The organism is Mesorhizobium sp. M0244 (genome assembly GCF_040321795.1).
Classification (GTDB): domain Bacteria; phylum Pseudomonadota; class Alphaproteobacteria; order Rhizobiales; family Rhizobiaceae; genus Mesorhizobium.
The window spans coordinates 1-15,612 of the sequence record NZ_JAMYSE010000035.1; the positions used below are offsets into that span (position 1 = coordinate 1).

Annotated in this window: 14 protein-coding genes; 2 read left to right on the top strand and 12 right to left on the bottom strand. The window is 60.6% G+C overall.

Annotated elements, in window-relative coordinates; genetic code table 11:
- Positions 1-2: 2 nt before the first annotated feature.
- The 3 genes from NKJ08_RS20340 to NKJ08_RS20350 form a co-directional block, all read right to left on the bottom strand.
- Positions 3-494, bottom strand: coding sequence for a GNAT family N-acetyltransferase (locus tag NKJ08_RS20340; protein WP_352782971.1), 492 nt, complete (start codon positions 492-494; stop codon positions 3-5).
- Between the two features lie 219 nt (positions 495-713).
- A complete protein-coding gene (locus NKJ08_RS20345; RefSeq protein WP_352528508.1) occupies positions 714-1,484 on the bottom strand; it encodes a response regulator transcription factor in 771 nt (256 codons plus the stop codon).
- Positions 1,485-2,436: 952 nt separating this feature from the next.
- On the bottom strand, positions 2,437-3,141 hold the full coding sequence (locus tag NKJ08_RS20350; RefSeq protein WP_352528510.1) for a Crp/Fnr family transcriptional regulator: 705 nt from the start codon (positions 3,139-3,141) through the stop codon (positions 2,437-2,439).
- A gap of 728 nt (positions 3,142-3,869) precedes the next feature.
- Here NKJ08_RS20350 and NKJ08_RS20355 point away from each other — a divergent pair.
- Positions 3,870-6,419, top strand: a complete 2,550-nt coding sequence (locus tag NKJ08_RS20355; protein WP_352528512.1) for a caspase family protein — start codon at positions 3,870-3,872, stop codon at positions 6,417-6,419.
- Between the two features lie 569 nt (positions 6,420-6,988).
- On the opposite strand, the gene NKJ08_RS20360 is transcribed toward NKJ08_RS20355, so the two are convergent.
- The 8 genes from NKJ08_RS20360 to NKJ08_RS20395 form a co-directional block, all read right to left on the bottom strand.
- The gene (locus tag NKJ08_RS20360; protein ID WP_352528514.1) at positions 6,989-7,411 is read right to left on the bottom strand and encodes a hypothetical protein; all 423 of its coding nucleotides are present in this window, start codon (positions 7,409-7,411) and stop codon (positions 6,989-6,991) included.
- Between the two features lie 45 nt (positions 7,412-7,456).
- The gene (locus NKJ08_RS20365; protein WP_352783043.1) at positions 7,457-8,161 is read right to left on the bottom strand and encodes a GntR family transcriptional regulator; all 705 of its coding nucleotides are present in this window, start codon (positions 8,159-8,161) and stop codon (positions 7,457-7,459) included.
- A gap of 102 nt (positions 8,162-8,263) precedes the next feature.
- Positions 8,264-9,004: an aspartate/glutamate racemase family protein gene (locus NKJ08_RS20370; protein WP_352782975.1), complete on the bottom strand. Its 741-nt coding sequence runs from the start codon at positions 9,002-9,004 to the stop codon at positions 8,264-8,266.
- 8 nt (positions 9,005-9,012) lie between these two features.
- Positions 9,013-9,735: an ABC transporter ATP-binding protein gene (locus NKJ08_RS20375; protein WP_352782978.1), complete on the bottom strand. Its 723-nt coding sequence runs from the start codon at positions 9,733-9,735 to the stop codon at positions 9,013-9,015.
- Positions 9,736-9,737: 2 nt separating this feature from the next.
- Positions 9,738-10,517: an ABC transporter ATP-binding protein gene (locus NKJ08_RS20380; RefSeq protein ID WP_352782979.1), complete on the bottom strand. Its 780-nt coding sequence runs from the start codon at positions 10,515-10,517 to the stop codon at positions 9,738-9,740.
- A gap of 4 nt (positions 10,518-10,521) precedes the next feature.
- On the bottom strand, positions 10,522-11,496 hold the full coding sequence (locus tag NKJ08_RS20385; RefSeq protein ID WP_352528522.1) for a branched-chain amino acid ABC transporter permease: 975 nt from the start codon (positions 11,494-11,496) through the stop codon (positions 10,522-10,524).
- A 5-nt stretch (positions 11,497-11,501) separates the two neighbouring features.
- Positions 11,502-12,368: a branched-chain amino acid ABC transporter permease gene (locus NKJ08_RS20390; RefSeq protein WP_352782981.1), complete on the bottom strand. Its 867-nt coding sequence runs from the start codon at positions 12,366-12,368 to the stop codon at positions 11,502-11,504.
- Between the two features lie 78 nt (positions 12,369-12,446).
- The gene (locus NKJ08_RS20395; protein ID WP_352528524.1) at positions 12,447-13,649 is read right to left on the bottom strand and encodes an ABC transporter substrate-binding protein; all 1,203 of its coding nucleotides are present in this window, start codon (positions 13,647-13,649) and stop codon (positions 12,447-12,449) included.
- Positions 13,650-14,324: 675 nt separating this feature from the next.
- On the opposite strand from NKJ08_RS20395, the gene NKJ08_RS20400 reads away from it, so the two are divergent.
- Positions 14,325-14,585, top strand: coding sequence for a group II intron maturase-specific domain-containing protein (locus tag NKJ08_RS20400; RefSeq protein WP_352782983.1), 261 nt, complete (start codon positions 14,325-14,327; stop codon positions 14,583-14,585).
- A 291-nt stretch (positions 14,586-14,876) separates the two neighbouring features.
- Here the strand turns inward: NKJ08_RS20400 and NKJ08_RS20405 are convergent, their stop codons facing one another.
- Positions 14,877-15,551, bottom strand: coding sequence for a protein-L-isoaspartate(D-aspartate) O-methyltransferase (locus tag NKJ08_RS20405; RefSeq protein ID WP_352782985.1), 675 nt, complete (start codon positions 15,549-15,551; stop codon positions 14,877-14,879).
- Positions 15,552-15,612 lie beyond the last annotated feature (61 nt).

Below are 15,612 nucleotides of genomic sequence, written 5' to 3' on the forward strand. Positions count from 1 at the left end.
ATTCACAACGCCTTCCTCATCCGCAACAGTGGCACGCCCGCTCCGCCTCTGTTGTCGACGACTTCTTCAACCGCCTCAAAGCCGCAGGCCCGATAGAGCGGTTCGCCGGCCCTCGTTGCCATAAGCTCGACACTTGTGAAGCCCTCGCCGCGGGCCGCGTCCTCGCACAGCGTGAGGATTAGACGCCCCACGCCTCGGCGGATGAAGCTGGGATGCGTATACATGGCACGCACGCGCGCAGCGTCTTTCGTCGGGTCAAGCAGCGCTGCATCGCGCCCGGGTGAACGGTCGCCGCCGTAGAGGGTTGCGCGCCGACTCCATCCGCCGCAACCGGCCAGGACGCCATTTTGCTCCACAATGAAATATGTTCCATCATCAACGAGTTGCGTATCGAGCCCCATGATTGCTCGGCTCGAAGCGATCTGCTCTTCTGTGAGGAACGGCTTCTGAAGCTCGCCGATGGCTGCATTCATCAGCACAGCCAGCGCCGGCATATCGGCACGTGTCGCCAACCGATGGTCTAGGCTGATCCTCGGCATTCTTCGGCAGGTCCAGTGCAACCGCTTTGAAGTTAACACAAGATCGTCACGATAATGGGAAAAAACCTAAGGCATGGCCTGGGAAGCTTCGCCCTTCGCCGCCGCCTGATGCTAGTTATGAGTCCGGATCCTGGCCTAAGACGGCCCGCCGGGATTCACCCCGAGCTGGCTGTCTTATTGCTTGGGATACGTTTCAGCAAGAGTTCCTTCCGCCAAGAGATCGTTGACTTTGTAGGCGACTTCCGTGCGGTTGGTCGCCTTCAGCTTCTTCATGATATTTCGGATGTGGACCTTCACGGTGCTTTCGCGCAGGTTCAGTTCGTAGGCGATGATCTTGTTCGCCTTTCCGCGCCGGAGCGCTTGGGCGACCTCGGCCTGCCTGAGCGTGAACATGCCTTTCAAAGGCTGCTTGTCGGGGCTGTCCGAACCTATCAGGTGGCGCATGCCAAGGACACTGCTCGCAGGGACGAAGATGCCTCCCGCTGCCGCAAGGTTGATAGCCTCGACACAGACATCGATTTCGACCGAGGTCGGAATGTAGCCGCGTGCGCCGCATTCGAGAGCGGTCAGTATGTGTGCAAGATCTTCGGTGTCGGCCAGGATAACCACAGGGACTGATTTGAATTCGGACGAAATATGCCTAATCTCGTCTGCGATGCCATGATCGGTGACCTTCCGGCCGCCAAGGTTGAAGAGTATGGCTGCAAGGGGGGGGGCCGAGCCCTTCTTCACGCGCCATTCATCGATCGAACCCATGGCGGCGATCTCCATGCCGAATTCGTGGTCCGCGAGGGCCGATGCGAGACACTCGCGGTCTAGGGCCCTTCCGTCCAGGATGAGGAGGCATCCCCTGCCTCCTTGGCTATGGACACTTTCCGTTCCGCTGGACAGGACTCCTGACCGATTGGCCGAAGTGTAGTTATGCCGTCCTGCCGTGGAACCCATGTCAATCCCCAGTCGTTTCGCACACAAGCCGCGTTGCGGCTACCAAAACTCCCCTCATTCTCTCGCAATCTGAAAGTTTGAATACGCAGCCCTGTGTTTGAATGCGCTTGTGTATGAATACCCAGCCTTGTGAAAGCGTGAGGCTCACCCAGCTCGGGAGTGTTCAGCAGTTCTTCGCCCCTAGCCGAGAACAGCTTGTGCAGCCTATCGTCTATTTATAAGCGTTCTCTAACATAAGTTAATTTTTAGAAAATTTCGCGTCGAAGGTGGCCTGAGAGGGCACGTGTTGAGACCGCGTCACCCGCCTTGAAGCTCCCGCGAGTTCGATCGTGACGCGCGGGTCCGGCGAGATTCAATCTCTTTTGGCCATGTGCCAACCGTTGAAACGAGTCCCGAGCGCTTAAGGAATGCCAAGGAGTGGGATACCTCTACGAGGTTGACCAACCGGGTTGGCGATGCTGCCATTCTCAGGAATGGACCGCTTAGCCAACCCCAACCCCAGCAGCCATTCGAAAGAGGATCGGTAGTTCCTCGCGATTGTAGACGAGAATTCCTGAAGGTGGATATTGGCATGACCAGGGCGCAGGTCGTGGCATCCGTGGCCCAGCGCTTTAGGTCCGAGAACACCGGCTGTATCTGCCGTAGTGTATGGAACAGCTTGCACGTGTTTCGGCAGCACGTTCTCCTCATGTGATAGGCCATGGTTGCCGTCGGTCATAATAATCGGGCCTTTGCGGCTGCCCTCGTCAAAGTGGACCGCGGCCCCGCCAGGTAAGCCGCGCACTACCAGCCCGGAAAACATCGTCTGGAACTTGCTCCAGCGACGGCGCACTGTCGTCTTCCAGCAGAAATTTTGCTGATGGCCTATGCGCTGGCGCCCAGCACCGCGCCGCAGGGGGCGTCGCGAACGACCCGCTAGAGACGGTTGAACCCGAGCTAGAGGGAATAACCTTTACCGGAGGTACTCGCTATCGAATCCGGCTGTTTTGACCAGCTTCTTGCGGTTGATCACCTCTACATGGCCTGCCTTGAAAGCGACGAGATCGGCCTTGCGGAGTTCCCTCAACGTCCGATTGAGGTGAACGGTGGTCATTCCGAGAATGTCGGCCAATTCATGCTGGGTAAGGGGACACTCATATCTTCCATGGGCCGACAGGCCAACGATCGAGAGCCTCTCCTCCAGCTCGAGCAGGAAATGGGCGGTGCGGCTCATCGCGTTCCGCCGCCCGGCATTCATGAGATGTTCGGCAAGGATGGCGTTCAGGCGGGCCAGGGAGCAGGCGATAGTCTTGCCGAGGCGGCCTTCCGACAAGATGGCCTCTACCAGTTTCTTGCTGGAAATTTCGTAAACAGCTAGTTCGGTTATGGACGCCAGGGACGCTAAACGGGGTCCGTCCACGGAACGGAAACCGACAATGTCCCCCCGCAGAGGAGTGTCGATGATCTGCCGTTCTCCGTCCAGCAGTCCGCGGTAAAGGAGGGCCCAACCCGATTTTACGATGAATATCCCACCGTTGTTGTCATCCTGGCGGCATATCACCGAATGGGGTTTGTAAATTCTTGCGGTAACACCGAGAAAATCGTTGTTACCCCAAGCGTCCTTCGAGAATGCCCCCCCTACGGGATGCGAGTGTATGAACTGCAACAGTGTTTGCATGTTGCTTCAATTTCCGCACAACCTACAACTGCTCCCGCACGAGTTTGACAGAAGGACCACCGACGGTAGAGGCAGGATTGCCTACTGTCCTCGTCTGTTTGAATGAGGTAGACTGCGTTGACATAAGGGGTTGCAAGCATCAGGCGGTTAAGTCTTCCGGCTTCGGCGAGACGATCCACGCCAAGGCCTGCAGAAGTGTAGTAAGATTATTGCTCGGCAGCAGCTAGCCTGCGACCGGCTTCCTAGCGCTCGCCGGACCAAGTCAAGTGTCGGATCATCGGGATAAGTCGGCACAGTGAACCCCATGTCGCGTCGATCGTCGATCCCAATACCAGCCCGATTTTCGTCTTGAGGCCCAGCCCTCCGGCACATCTTGCTAAGTAGGCGAGCGGATTTCGCGGCGCTGAAGCGCAGACCGCTGACCAGCGGTCGGACCATCGGCGCGACCGGAATGGTTGCTGCGCTGCTCCGGTGCGGCTCGTATGGTTGGGCGTAGTTAAAGAGACCAAAGCGACCACGGTCCGAATAGCCGAGTTCAGAAGCCGTTTGACAATCATTGCGGACACTCAGCCTCTGATGTACTTTGCACTTGATAAATGAGGAATATGCCCGCTGTCGCGACGGCTTTTCTCTCTTTCTGTCTCGGCAGATTGCATGCCCTCTAACGGACCTTGCTACCACATGCTGTGTTCTCGTGGTTGCCAGGTAACAGCGGTTAGGGATTTGCCATGCTCCGACGTTGCGGATTCATCGCAGCCTTCATCCTCACGAGCTTCACGACCTTTGACGCTTGCGCCGACCGAAGGGTCGCTTTTGTCATCGGCAATTCGGACTACCGACAATTCCCCGCTCTCAAGAACCCGGCCAGGGATGCCGAGGACGTATCCAAAACGTTTCGACTGGCCGGTTTTGAGGTCTTCGTCGCAAGCGATCTGACCAAGCTGCAGTTCGAAGAGCAGTTCCGCAACTATCTGGCCGCGGTCGACGGCGCCAACCTAGCCGTGGTCTACTATTCCGGTCACGGCTTCCAGATCGGCGGCGAAAACTTCCTGATTCCGGTCGATGCCTCCTTGAAGCAGGCGGCAGACATCGAAGTCCAGGCCATCAAGCTCAACGATGTGCTGGAACAGTTGCGTTCGAAATCGAAGATCCAGGTGATCATCCTCGATGCCTGCCGCAACAATCCGTTCCCGCGCAAGAATTACTGGCTAAGAGACCAGCTCATCACCGCCGGCAATGCCGGGCTCGCGCAGGTCAGAAGCTCGCTCAACACCCTCATTGCCTTTGCCACCGAGCCCGGGGCGGCGGCTTATGACGGCGTCGGCGAACTCAGCCCGTTCTCAGCGGCGTTTTCCCGTCGCGCGCTGGCCCCGAACCAGGAGATCCGCACCGTAATGGCGGCGGTGCGCCGCGATGTGGTGGAAGCCACAAACGGCCTCCAGGTTCCCTGGGAGAACTCGTCGCTGATCGACGAAGTCGTGCTGATGCGCCGCAGCAATCGCCCCTCGCTGCCGCCGGTGCTGGAGAAGGTCGTGCTCTCGGGAGTCGGACCCGTCGACTTGGGGCTGCCCGAACCGATCGACGTCGACGGCGGTACGATCACCTTGAGCATCGAAAGACCGCCTGCCCTGGGGCGCCTGATGCTGGACGGCAAGCCTGTCGAGGTGGGCGTGCCGATCCAAGGCAAGGACCTGCCCCATTTGCAGATGGATGTTCCCAAGGGTGTCGCTACGCAGGAAGAGGTGGACATGCTGGCCTATGCCACGCATGACAACTGGGGCGGCCAAACCCAGGGCATCGTGGTATTTCGGGTCAAGAGCGGCGAAGGCGCGCAAGGCGAAGAGATCATGGCCTCGCTCGAAGCCGAGCAGAAGCAGAACGTGCTGGAGCGCGGCATTCATATCACCGGTGCGGCCGAGGCGCTCGAAAACCGAAATTTCAACGTTCCCGTGGGCGTCGGTCCGGTTGCGCTGAACCTGGACTTTCCGACCGATGATCCCGCGGTCAGCCTGAAAGTTTCGGGTTATCCGGCAACGGGAACGCTCTCGCTGCCCGATCGAACCCTGGCGCCCGACTCGAGCCTGAGGTCCGGTGAGGTCGACCGGCTGCGCTACGAACCCCAGATCGGCGCTGAAGCCACGGTCGAGGTCGGCTTCGAAATCCGGGCGGACAGCAGATCATCCAAGCCCGCCACAATGAAATTATCGCCAACAGTGGATCCGTGCGATACGGCTGCCGGCGAGCCCCTCGACCTGCAGGGCGTCGTCCCCGGCCTGCTCCCAAATGAAATTGGCGCCAGCGCGGTAGAGCTTTGCGAGGCCGCCGTGAAGGCTTATCCCGCCGTTCCGCGCTTCCGCTATGAACTGGGGCGCGCGCTCCTTGCGGCAGGAAAGGTCGACGAGGGCAGGACAGCCATCGAGGAAGCCGCCAAGAAGGGACACGTCCGTGCCGTGTTCGAGCTCGGCTACATGTATGCGACGGGAACCGGAATGGCCGTCGACCGCACACAGGCCAATGCGCTTTACGCGGCGGCGTCCGACAAGGGGGATCCCTATGGCATGACGTCGTGGGGTCGCGCCTTGTTCAATGGCTATGGCGTCAAGCCCGACACCAGCAAGGGTTTGGACCTGCTGCTCAAGGCGGCGGCGATGGGGCACACCTATGCCATGAACGATTTGGCCGCGATCTTCACCGAGGGCCGCAACGGCGTGACCGCCGATCCGGCCCGCGCCGTTGCCTTCCTGGAGGCCGGCGTCCAGCGGCAGGACATGTATTCGATGAACCTCCTCGGCCGCAATTACTTGTCTGGGCAGGGCGTGGAGAAGGATCCGAAGGAGGCGCTGTTGCTTTTTCAGCAGGCAATCGACCTCGGCCAGCCCTACGCCCCGGGCAGCCTCGCACGCATGTATCGGGACGGCGTCGGTGTGGAACGGAACCTCGCCGAAGCGCAAAGATTGTTCGACATTGGGATCGCGCGGGGCGATCAGTTCGCAGCTTACGATCGCGCGGGCCTCGAAATGCAAAAGGGCGACAAGGCCGATCAAGGTCTTGCCGTGCGTTTCCTTGCATTTGCGGCTGCGCTCGACGTGCGCAAGGAACTGCCGGACGCCAAAGGAACGCTGGCAAAGTTCGGACCGAAGCCAAAAACAGCGGCGTTGAAGCAGCTGCGCCAGGAACTGAAATCTAAGCTTCCCGGCTCCGGTTCACTCGATACGCAACTGGTGAACGCGGCCAGACGATTGTGGGAAGAAGCCAATCCGCGTCGGGACTTGTTTTGATCAACGAGGAGGCACTGGTGGAAAGGACATTGAAGCGAGCAATCATCGGAATAACGCTATCCGGCGTCCTGGCGGGCCTCATGGGCTGCAATTCCCTTACGCCCAAAGTTGAACCGTCGCCGCTGGTCGCCACGCCTCCGCCAAAGGTCCTTCGCAGGGTTCCTCCGCCAAAGGTCGTCAAGCTCGCTCCCAAACCGAGGGCCGCCAAGAAAGTGATTATACCGGTTGAGGAGGAGCCTGTTCCTGCGCCTGTCGTCATTCCTCCTTCGGGCGGGAGCGGCGGGAGCGGAAGCGGCGGAGGCGGGGGAGGCGGCTGGGGAGGTTGATCAGGTCAGGTTATGAGGGCCGAAGAAGGATCGCATGAGCCTAGCGTTCCGTGGCCTTTGATCGATTCAGGAGGACCAGTAAGGCACCGCCAGACGAAAGGGGCGGCAAACAGACATGTTCAACTTACCGCCGCCGCGCCACACCTCGACTCTACCAGCTGTTCCGGTTCCTGAACCAGGAAGTTGCGCCATTACCTGACGCCTAAGGAAGCGAGACAAAGTCCGGATCGGCACACATCATTGTCATTCGCAATGTCGTCCCGCTGGATGCTTGCCCAGCTGACCTCGACTCGCACGTTGCCAAAGCGCTTCTTTCACCTCACATGTCTCTTTCCGCGCTGTCGCCGTCGTCATGCCCACCTGAAGCGACATGGAGCCGTCCACCACGAACTGCTGCCATTGCGCGCAGATGTCCCGCTCGAGCGCATCGCGTTTCGCCGGGTCGGCTTGAGCGACCAACACGCGCTTTATGATTGCTTCAAGCTCTGATCGGGCGCGTTGCCCGACCGGCTCGTTGTGCGGGAAGGACTGATTATGACCCAGCAGGAGCAGTCGCAGCCGGAGGGCAGCGCCGCGGGACTCTACGCCCGCTAGTGTTATGACGGCAGGAACGAAGAAGCAGGAGTAGTCATGGACCGAGGCTATGCCTTCAGTCACGCCCAGCATGGCGCGGACAAAGGCGAACTGCGGCGAAAGGTTTGACAGCGGAGATCAGCGCAAGATGTCCGATAGGCTCTCGGGCTTCTTCTCGCCAAGCGTCAGATCAAGGCCCGACAGCAGGTCGACGAGATGGCTTCGCATCAGGTCGGACGCGTCTTTTGCGTCGTGTTTTTCGATAGCATCGACAAGGGCGTGATGGGCCTGGCTTTCGCAGGTGGTGTCGCGGCGGCGCCAGTAAAGCGCGATGATCAGCGACGACCGCGACAGCAGGTCTTTGACGAAGCCGGTCAGGATCGAATGGCCGGCGATTTCGGCGATGCCGACATGGAATTTTGCCGACAGCATGATGGCGTCGCTGTCGCGGCCGGCATGCAGGGCCTCGTGCTCTTTTTCGAGATGAAGCCGCAGTTGCGCGATCTCGGCCGGCTTTGCCACGTCGGCGGCAAGCGCCGCGACCTTGGGCTCGATCAGCGCCCGCGCTTCGAACACCTCGCGCGCTTCCTGCTTGGTCGGCTGGGCGACGAACGCACCGCGGTTCGGCTCGAGCCGGGCCAAGCGGTCATGCGACAGCGCCTGCAGCGCCGCGCGTATCACCGCGCGGCTCACCGAATAGATCGAGGCGAGTTCGTCCTCGGGCAGTTTTGTACCCGGTGCGAGGCGGTGGCTGACGATGGCATCGCGCAGGCCGGCATAGACCGGAAACCAGCGCATCGCCGGTTTGTCGTCATCCCGTGTCTTTGGTCCAAGCAGGTCCATCGTCTCACTGTCCTGGCGGCCGGATCGCATAGCGGCGCGAACACCGCGTTTCAGGCCGGACATCGAACATCCTGTGCGGGAATGTCAACAAATTTGCACGCATCAGGGTACACGGCCGGAGGGCGAAAAGGACGCAAAGATTCCGGCGAAGGATTTTTCGAGTGGAACCTGATAGCCGCCGCGCTTCGAGGTCGACAGGCCAAGGCCGACGAGGCTCTCGCACAGTTTTACCGCGCAGGCGACGCCGTCGAGCACGGGAACGCCATGTTCGCGGCTGAGCGCAGCGGCGAGATCGGCCATGCCGGCGCATCCCAGCACAATCGCTTCGGCCCGGTCGTCGCGGATGGCGCACTCGATCTCCTCAGAAATTCGATGGCGGGCGTTGGAGCCGAGCACTTCGAGCTCCAGAACGGGAACGTCGCTTGCTCGCACCCTGGCGCAGCGGCTGGCGAGGCCGTAGCGCACCAGATTGTGCTCGATCGCCGGCACCGAACGCGACAGCGTCGTCACGACGCTGAACCTGCCCGCAATCAGGCTCGCCATGTGAAACGCCGCTTCGCCGATGCCGACCATCGGCATCTCCCCGACGCAGCGCGCGGCGTCTAGGCCGGTATCGTCGAAGCAGGCGATGACGCAGGCGCTCGCCGCCGAATGTTTTTGGATCTCGCCAATCATTCCCGGGATGGCGAAGACCTCGTCGAAATAGCCTTCGATGCTCGGCGGCCCATCCTTCGGATTGGCCGCGATGATCCTGGTGCCGGCCGAAGCCGCGCCGCGTGCCGCCTCGCCGATCTTCTCGGTCATGGACGCGGTGGTGTTGGGATTGACGACGAGTATATCCATTTGCGCCTTCATATTTCGCCGCCGAGATAGAGTTTCTTGACCCGATCATCGGCAAGCAGCTCAGCCGAATCTCCGGCCAGCGCGATCGTTCCGGTCGTCAGTGCGTAGGCGCGCTGCGAGATGCGCAGCGCCATGCGCGAATTCTGCTCGACCAGCAGCACGCTGACCTTTTCGTCGCGGTTGATCGCGACGATCGAGCGGGCGATGTCCTGCACGAGCTTCGGCGCGACGCCGAGCGAGGGTTCGTCGAGCAAGAGCAGCTTCGGCTTGGCCATCAGCGCCCGCCCGATCACCAGCATCTGCTGTTCGCCGCCGCTCATCGTGCCCGCCGTCTGCGAATAGCGTTCCTTCAGGCGCGGAAAACGCCCGAGCACCATGTCCAGCGTCCTGGCGATGTCGGCCTTGTCGGTGCGGGTGAATGCGCCCATCATCAGATTGTCGCGCACGGTCATGTAGGAAAAGACGCGCCGGCCCTCCGGCACCATAGCGATGCCCATCCTGACCAGCTCGTCCGGCCGCGTTTTGTCGATGCGGCGGCCCTGGAAATGGATCTCGCCGCGGCGGACTTTTTTCAGGCCGGTGATGGCGCGCAGGATTGACGATTTGCCCGCACCGTTCGCGCCGATCAGCGCTACCGTCTCGCCCTCGTTGACGCTCAGCGACACGCCCTTCAGCGCATAGACGTGGTCGTAGTAGAGTTCGACATTGGAGACGCTCAGCAGTTCGCTCATGGCTAAAATCCGATCGTCTCGTCTTCGGCGCCGAGATAGGCTTCGATGACCTTTTCGTTCTCTTGAATTTCTTTCGGCGCTCCCTCGGCGATTTTGACGCCGAAGTTCAGGACGACGATACGGTCGGAAATGTTCATCACGGCGGGCATGTCGTGCTCGACGAGCAGCACGGTCACGCCGCGTTTGCGGACGCCGCGCACCATTTTCACCGCACGCAAGGTTTCGTCGTGGTTCATGCCGGCAAAGGGTTCGTCGAGCAGGAGCACGGTCGGGTTGGTGGCGAGGCCGATGGCAATCCCCAGCGCGCGCAGATGCCCGTGCGGCAGCGTGCTCGCGATCTCATGCCGTTGCGCGCCGAGATCGAGGAAGTCGATGATCTCGTCGGCGGATCGCCCGAATTCGGCCTCGTCGCGCCGCGCTGTAGTCGTGCCGAGATAGAAGCCGGCAAGGGTGGCATTGGAACGCAGGTGATGTGCGATGATGACGTTGTCGCGCACGGTCATGCCCTTGAAGATCGTCGTCTCCTGGAATGTGCGGACGACGCCCTTCCGGGCGACGATATGCGGCGCCAGGCCTGAAATCCGCTGTCCGCGAAACAGCACCTCGCCCGAGGTCGGACTGAGGAAAGAGGAAATCAGCTTGAACAGCGTCGATTTGCCGGCGCCGTTGGGACCGATCACGGAGAGGATTTCGCGTTCGCGGACGGCGAAGGAAACATTGTTGACCGCGACCAGCCCGCCGAAGCGTTTGGTCACTGCCTTGATCTGGAGAAGCTCGGTCATGGTCCTAGCCCTGCTTCTTGCCGAACAGCCGCAGGCTGAGCAGGCCGTTGGGAAGGAACAGCATCAGCGCGATCAGCACCGACGAGAAGATCAGCAACTGGAACTCGCCGGTCTCGAACAGGAAATCCCAGCCGAAATAGAGCACGAAGGTGCCGATCATCGGCCCGAAGACGTAGCTGAGCCCGCCGAGGAAGCAGTTCAGCATGAAATTCACCGAGTCGGTGACGGTGAAGCTGGACGGATAGATCGACTGCGAGATGGCGACGAACATCGCGCCGCCGAGACCGCCGAGGAACGAGGAGATGGCGTAGGCGATGACGCGCAGATAGGCGATGTTGACGCCGATCGAGGAGGCCAGTTCCTCGTTCTGCTGCAGCGACTGGCAGAGCTTGCCGATGCGCGAATGGACAAGGCGGTAAAGCCCGGCAAAGCACAGCACCATCAGCACCACCGAGACGAGATAGAACGCCGGGCGTGGATTGGCGAGCGTCGCGAAATCGGGAAGGATGGTCAGGCCGAAGATCGAAATGCCGCCGGGGAGCGGAATGCTCACCATGCCCTTGGCGCCGTTGGTGATCGGCAGCGCCAGCGCCAGCAGCCGCGCTACTTCGGTCAAAACCAGCGTGACCATGGCGAAATAAACGCCGCGGAGCCTCAGGATGGGCAGTCCGATCAGCACGCTTGCAGCGGCGCAAAACAGCCCGGCCAGCGGCAGTGTCAGCCAGAACGAGACACCGTACTGGACAACAAGGATGGCCGAAACATAGCCGCCCATAAGCGCGAAGGCACCCTGGCCGATATTGATGCGGCCGATGTAGAAGGTCACCCACACGCCGGCGCTGGCGATACTGAGCAACGCGACCGAGGTCAGGGTATAGTAGAGGTCGAGCCGACCGGTCGCCTCGATCAGCCAGGGCACGCCGATGAGTACGACCAGCAGGAAGACAGCGACGGCGAAGATGTTGCGTGTACGCTTCATGTCGATCACCCCCACGGCTTGCCTATGAGCCCGTTCGGGCGGATGCTGAGGAAGACCATCAGCGCGGCGAAGATGACGAGATAGGTGACGTCGCCATAGTGGCGTAGCACCGTCAGGCCGACCGATTCCATCATGCCGAGGATGAAGCCGCCGGCGATTGCTCCGCTGACGACGCCGGCCCCACCGATCATCACCATCAAGAACGCCTTGATCGAGATCGGCCCGCCGATGCCCGAATTGACGCCGGTGATGGCGACCAGCAGCCCGCCGACTATGCCGGCAAGCATGGCGCCAAGCGCAAAGCCGATCATCGAATAGCGGTCGACCTCGACGCCCATAAGCTGCGCCGCGACCCGGTCCTGCGCCAGCGCTCGCATGGCGCGTCCCGGCTTGCTATACTGCATGAAAAGCACGAAGGATGCGATGAACAGTATGGCGAGAGCGCCGACCAGCAGCCGGTCATAAGGCATTATGAGGCTGTCGGAGACGAAGACGCCGTTGACGATCTTCGGCACGCCGCGCTGCTTTTCACCGAACAGGAGGAGGATCACGGCGTCGAGGAAGAATGCGACCGCCGCCGCGAGAAGCATCGTACTTTCCTCGCGCACGCTTCGCTTGATCACCGTTCTGAAAAGGAATTTCTCGACCAGCGCTCCAATGACCAGCAGCGTGATCCCGGACGCGACGAGCGCGACGACGAAAGGCATGCCGAGCTGGCCATAGACGGTGTAGGTGATGAAGCCGCCGAGAACGTACATCTGCCCATGGGCAAAGTTAAGCACGTTCATCAGCGCGAAGATCAGGGTCAGACCGAGCGCGATCAAGGCGTATTGCGCACCTAGATAGAGCCCGTTGGCGATGACTTGTTCCATCAGGATGGTTCCCCGGCCATTCAGAGGCTCAAGACGAATGCACGAGCCTCTGCGGCAATCCGCTTCAGTGCAGTTGCGTCAATCGACCTGAGCGACGAAGAGCGTCTCGAACTTGCCGTCGCGGTATTCGGTGACCACCATCGGGACCGAAAGCTGGCGCTTCTGGCCGAACGACGTCATTCCGACATAGGTCAGCTTGGCATCGCCCTTCAGATAGGGATTGGGCGCCGAGAAAGTGTCGATCGTCTTCTTGAACTCCTCGACATTGTCGATGGCGGCCGGGTTCGCCTTCAGCGTCTCGATGATGTATTCGAGCGCGTAGACCTTGGTGTTGGACTCGTCATTGTATTCGCCGAACATTTTCGTATAGCGGTCGACGAATTCCTTCATCGTGTCGGACGCGATTTCGGGCGTCGATGCGCCGCCGACTGAGATGAAGCCGTTGGCCAACTCGCCCGCGCCCTCTTCCAGCACCTTGGCATCCTGCGCCGTTTCGGTGGAGATCAGACCTTCGTAGCCGAGCTCGCGCGCGGCGCGGATCAGCAGCGGCGCATTGCCGGGCGCGACACCCGAAAGCACCAGCAGGTCCGGTTTTTGCAGAACGATCGGCGTCAGTACCGGTGTGAAATCGCGGGTATCGTTTTGGTAGACATCCGTTGCAGCCACAACCTCGAGCCCGAGCGCCTTTGCCGCGGCAACACCGCCATCCCGCTGGCTCAGCGGATCGGATTCGTTGGCGGCGACAAAGGCAACTTTCTTCACGCCCCTGTTTTCCATGAGATATTTGTAGATCGCCGGAGCCGACTGGTAGTTGGCGATCATGCCGAGCACGGCGTTGGACGCCGGCGGGCTGTAGAGTTCCTTCGGGAACGCGTAGGGAAAATAGATGATGCCCTTGGATTCAGCCACGGGACGCACCGCCGCCGCGCCGTCGTCGACATTCGGACCGACGACATAGTGGATGCCCTCCTGGGCCATCTTCTCCATGCCGGCGATCGCCCGCTTCGGGTCCTTCTGGTCGTCGAAGGTGACGATTTTGATGTCGTAGGTCTCGTCACCAATCTTCACACCGCCGGTTTCGTTGATCCAGGCGGCGCGCGTCTGCATCGAGCGGACGTTGGATGTGCCCCACGCAGCGGCCGCGCCACTCGTCACGCCGACAAAGCCGATTTTGAGTTCCTTGTTGGCGGCGTGCACCGCGATTGTACTGCCGGCCATGATTGCCAGCGCGGAGATGGCGCCGCGCGCCGCGGATGTGATTATTGAACGTCTGTTGATCATTGTTCTTTCCCCTTTGGAGGCCGCGCATTGTTGCGACAGAACTCGACCGATACGCGGACTCTTGTGAGTGAAGGCTCAAATCAATCATCTGTCAACAAAACTTTTTCCGATTGTTAACAATCTTGTGAGCAGTCGTAGATGAAGGACGTGACGATTCGAATCGGCCTCGAATTCGGGTAGCGCTGGCATTTGTTGGGGCGTATTCATTCGGCTGCCATTTCCCCCTACGGCTGGAAGCACAATGAACATCCCGATGCCGGGAACGTCGGCGGGAGGATAGGGGCGGGAGCGGGCTCCAGCTCTGCGGTTGGCTGCCAATCCGCTTCCGCCCTGGACACGTTCCCGGTGTTCGTGGCCGGAGTCTTCCTTGTCCATGCGCTCGGTCGTGAGAGCGGCCTCAGCGAATGGGGAGCTAGTCTCTATTTCTCAGCCGGGCTGGTTTAGCTCTCGCCCTACGCAGCGGGGGTTCCCCTGGTTCGTTTCGCTCGTCTGGAATGTCGCATTCATTGGAATTGTGCTGCTTTTGCTTGCGTCACTCTGGCCCGAGCTATAGTGCCCGCACCGGCCATCACACGGCGAGATCCCCTTCCACCTATTCTCTGAAAGATCGACCGGAAAGGATCGTCAGCGGCCCGCTTGGCGCAACGGCCATAGAAGAAGAGCATCAGGCGCGCTGTGGAGAACATCGATGCGCTGACCGACCGAAAGGGTACATGGCAAGAGACCACATTGTTGGTAGCGAAGGTAAACCGGATGCTGCGCGGATGGGCGAACTACTTCTCGGTAGGAACCACCAGCAAGGCATACCGGGTACTCGACAGTTACACTGCAGTGCGGTTGCGGCGGTGGCTGCGTTCCAAGCACAAGACCAGACGATGCAAGGGCGGGCCAATCCAGACTCGCATCTTTACGAGCACTTCGGGCTCGTACGTCTGACCCGACTTGGACGTGGCGTGTCGTGGGTGAAGGCGTGAGTACTTGTCCGAGAGCCGGATGCGGGAGATCTGCAGGTCCGGTTCGATGAGCGGGTGTGGAAACGGAGCCAAGGTTGAACCAGTAAGCCACCGCCAGACGAAAGGGGCGGCAAACAGATATGTTCAACCTACCGCCACCCCGCCACACCTCCACTCTACCGTTTTTTCGCGTTCACCAAGGGCGAAGAAACGCGGAAGGCTGGCATCTGATTGACGGTCGGAAAAGCGCGGTCGCGCCAGTTGTCGCACCTCATTAGACCGTTTCGAGCCGGCTGAACCGAACCGGGATGAGTTTGCGAGTCTTCTGTTGCCCTGCCGCATCCTTGTCGATGACCGTCAGCAACTGCACATCTTCAGGTCCCACAGGCAGAACCAGGCGTCCCCCCGGCTTGAGCTGCTCAAGCAAGGCCGGCGGCGCCCGCCCAGCCGCGACGGTGACCAGGATCTTGTCGAATGGGGCGTGCTCGGGCCAGCCGCGCGACCCGTCTCCGACACGAATGCCGACATTGGATAAGCCGAGGCCCTGCAGCAGAGCCTCGGCATGGGTTGCGAATTCCTCGATGATTTCGACGCTCCAAACTTGCCCGGCGAGCTCCGCGAGAATTGCGGTTTGATAGCCCAGGCCGGTCCCGATCTCGAGCACCGCCTCGTGCGGTTGCAGCGCGAGGAGATCGGTCATGAGAGCGACGATGAAAGGCTGCGAAACGGTTTTATCGAAGCCGATCGGCAGCGGCATGTCCTGGTAGGCATAAGGTGCAACCGAGGCTGGCACAAAGAGATGCCGCGGCACTCGCCGCATCGCTGCCATCACCCGCTCATCGAGCGCCGCCTTGCCGAGTTCTTCGCTTGCAAGGTCGGTATGGATTGCAATCATCTCGACCATGTGCCTGCGTAGGACCGCGAGGTGCTCTTCGTTCATTGGCTTCATGACGGTGGGGCTTCCTCAACCAGCTTGCTGCCAGAGAGCCTTATATCCTGTTCGTCACGCT

Bases quoted from the DNA above. Each gene is read 5' to 3' on its own strand.
- NKJ08_RS20405 (WP_352782985.1), bottom strand. From the start codon at position 15,551: ATGAAGCCAATGAACGAAGAGCACCTCGCGGTCCTACGCAGGCACATG.
- NKJ08_RS20360 (WP_352528514.1), bottom strand. From the start codon at position 7,411: ATGCTGGGCGTGACTGAAGGCATAGCCTCGGTCCATGACTACTCCTGC.
- NKJ08_RS20350 (WP_352528510.1), bottom strand. From the start codon at position 3,141: ATGCAAACACTGTTGCAGTTCATACACTCGCATCCCGTAGGGGGGGCA.
- NKJ08_RS20365 (WP_352783043.1), bottom strand. From the start codon at position 8,161: ATGGACCTGCTTGGACCAAAGACACGGGATGACGACAAACCGGCGATG.
- NKJ08_RS20390 (WP_352782981.1), bottom strand. From the start codon at position 12,368: ATGGAACAAGTCATCGCCAACGGGCTCTATCTAGGTGCGCAATACGCC.
- NKJ08_RS20370 (WP_352782975.1), bottom strand. From the start codon at position 9,004: ATGGATATACTCGTCGTCAATCCCAACACCACCGCGTCCATGACCGAG.
- NKJ08_RS20395 (WP_352528524.1), bottom strand. From the start codon at position 13,649: ATGATCAACAGACGTTCAATAATCACATCCGCGGCGCGCGGCGCCATC.
- NKJ08_RS20340 (WP_352782971.1), bottom strand. From the start codon at position 494: ATGCCGGCGCTGGCTGTGCTGATGAATGCAGCCATCGGCGAGCTTCAG.
- NKJ08_RS20355 (WP_352528512.1), top strand. From the start codon at position 3,870: ATGCTCCGACGTTGCGGATTCATCGCAGCCTTCATCCTCACGAGCTTC.
- NKJ08_RS20380 (WP_352782979.1), bottom strand. From the start codon at position 10,517: ATGACCGAGCTTCTCCAGATCAAGGCAGTGACCAAACGCTTCGGCGGG.
- NKJ08_RS20385 (WP_352528522.1), bottom strand. From the start codon at position 11,496: ATGAAGCGTACACGCAACATCTTCGCCGTCGCTGTCTTCCTGCTGGTC.
- NKJ08_RS20345 (WP_352528508.1), bottom strand. From the start codon at position 1,484: ATGGGTTCCACGGCAGGACGGCATAACTACACTTCGGCCAATCGGTCA.
- NKJ08_RS20375 (WP_352782978.1), bottom strand. From the start codon at position 9,735: ATGAGCGAACTGCTGAGCGTCTCCAATGTCGAACTCTACTACGACCAC.